Source organism: Myroides sp. WP-1, assembly GCF_014145635.1.
GTDB lineage: Bacteria > Bacteroidota > Bacteroidia > Flavobacteriales > Flavobacteriaceae > Flavobacterium.
On the sequence record NZ_JACHTC010000051.1, the window covers coordinates 1 to 2,294 of the forward strand.

General features: G+C 36.9%; 2 protein-coding genes. One reads left to right on the forward strand and one right to left on the reverse strand.

Annotated elements, in window-relative coordinates; all coding sequences use genetic code 11:
* Window positions 1-269: 269 nt before the first annotated feature.
* Window positions 270-899, forward strand: a complete 630-nt coding sequence (gene catB, locus H4K33_RS16215) for a type B chloramphenicol O-acetyltransferase (protein WP_010256763.1) — start codon at window positions 270-272, stop codon at window positions 897-899.
* Between the two features lie 885 nt (window positions 900-1,784).
* Here the strand turns inward: catB and H4K33_RS16220 are convergent.
* The gene (locus H4K33_RS16220; RefSeq protein ID WP_150433340.1) at window positions 1,785-2,126 is read right to left on the reverse strand and encodes a helix-turn-helix domain-containing protein; all 342 of its coding nucleotides are present in this window, start codon (window positions 2,124-2,126) and stop codon (window positions 1,785-1,787) included.
* Between the last annotated feature and the right edge of the window lie 168 nt (window positions 2,127-2,294).

Sequence of the window (2,294 nt, forward strand, 5' to 3'; positions counted from 1 at the left end):
TAAAATTACTGCTCGTATATCTTAAAGCTGCACTTCGAAAACTCCATAATACTTTATTAGCTTCCTACGGTTCCGTTCAACGGGCTTTCATCTCGTGCCCTCCGGGCAAGACGAAAGCTTAGTTATTATGTGAAGGAATTTTTAGTATCTTTGTCAGATGAAATTATCAGATTAGCAAATTTACTTTACGCAACGTATAGGAAGAGAATAGTTTAGTATTATTCTTCGTTTCCTTATTGTCTCTTATTGTAAATTAAATATGTTAAATAATGAAAAATTACTTCGAAAGTCCTTTTAAAGGAAAAATAATCAAAGACCACATAACTAATCCCAATATAATTTCGGGTAAATATTCTTATTATTCTGGTTATTATCACGGTCATTCATTTGACGATTGTGCTCGTTATCTGTTTCCGGACAGGAATGATGTCGATAAACTAATTATCGGTTCTTATTGTTCAATAGGGAGCGGTGCAAGTTTCATAATGGCAGGTAATCAAGGTCATAAATATGATTGGATTTCCAGTTTTCCATTTTTTTATATGTCTGAATTTGATGTTTTCAGTAAAAGCCAAGATGGATTTCAAAAAGCAGGAGATACAGTTGTTGGGAATGATGTTTGGATTGGTAGTGAAGCTATGATAATGCCAGGAGTTCAGATAGGAGATGGAGCTGTTATTGGCAGTCGTGCTTTGGTTACAAAAGATGTTGAACCTTATTCAATTGTAGGGGGAAATCCAGCCAAATTGATAAAAAAGAGATTTAGTGATGATGACATCCAAAAATTGCAGGAAATGAAATGGTGGGAATGGGATGAAGAAACCCTTTTTGAAGCAATGCCAATTCTTTGTTCAAATAAAATCGATTTGTTGTACAAGTTTTTTAGAAAAATGAAATGATAAAAAGAAGGTTCCGAAATTCGGAGCCTTTTTGTTTTAACTGCGTTTGCGGCTAAAATTACACATAACGACCGAGGCTATGGGCACGGGCGGGTTGCGGGCGTATTCGCTGTCGCACAGCGACAAGGCGAATGCGGGCGCAAAACCTGCTAAGTGCACGTCAGCCAGCCTGTGAACATAGGCGTGTGTTAGGTGGTCGTAGTTTGTTGTTTTTCAGTCGTTTAAATTTCGGCCGTTTAGTGAGCTTTCACTTCGAAAACCACAATTCAGTCGCTTGTTAAACCGCATTTTCCAACCGAAAACGCTCAAATTCGTTGTAAATTTTATATTTTCTTTTTTCTTAAAGTCTAACCGCTAAACTACGCACAAATTAACGAATAAAAACTGATTTTTTTGTCTTAGAATTCATGTTTTCCGACAGTTTTAAAGTCGAGAAACTCAAATTAAATGAACTGAATGTCAGTCGGAAAGCAGAAATAGAATCGAAAATTTTTCCGTTTAAGCACTTTCACGACAGCCCGAAACGGGTTTTTTATTTTCGGGTTGTCCGTGAGTTTGTTTTTCTTTTTGTTTTTTCGTCAAGTTTGTTCGTTAACCACTTTCAGTCCGCTAAAGAGCAGAGTCTGCAAAAAATGAACTTGGTTTCCTTATATTCAAATCGGAAATCTCCATTTCCAAAATTTCGTTCGTTATATGTCGTAGTCTGAAAAGTAATAAGTCTAATTTTCTTTCCTTTAAAATCTGCGAGGAATTGTCCGCCGTGCAAACTCCCGAAAGCCAGCAAATTCAGTCTAACCGATAAGTCAAAAAGTCGAGAAGAAGCGGACAGTTCCTCAAAGATTTTTCAGCAACAAATCCGTCTTTTTCCTTTTTTTACTATGACACCTAACGACCGAGGCTATGGGCTTGGGCGGGCTGCGGGCGGATTTCCTGTCGCCACAGCGACAAAGGAAATGCGGAACGACCTAAATCAGTCAGAAAATACTCAGTACGAGGTGGTTGTTCTGCATAAATTTTTCTATCTATAATCTTATACTCCAACAATTCTTTAAGTTGTTGATTTATTACACGTTCTGTTGCATCAGGCACCTCCTTGAATATCAGACTTGGGCGTAGTGGCTTATCTCGAAGTGCTTCTATGATGCAAATTTTCCACTTTCCGCCAAGCACCTGCATAGCAATGCTATAACCACATTCTAGATATATAGGGATTTTTCTTTCAGACATAATTGTATAGTTAATTTGTAGGAACAAGATACAAAAATAGTGCGAGAATGCATTCTTTGATTATTTTGCTTATCATTCTCTTATCCTAATTCCTTCTCAAACATATACATCAATTTATCTTTTTCATTCAGTTCTACACTTCTGCTTACCTTTTTATTGGTGATTTGA

Coding starts and splice junctions, on each gene's coding strand:
- catB (WP_010256763.1), top strand. CDS start 270: ATGAAAAATTACTTCGAAAGTCCTTTTAAAGGAAAAATAATCAAAGAC.
- H4K33_RS16220 (WP_150433340.1), bottom strand. CDS start 2,126: ATGTCTGAAAGAAAAATCCCTATATATCTAGAATGTGGTTATAGCATT.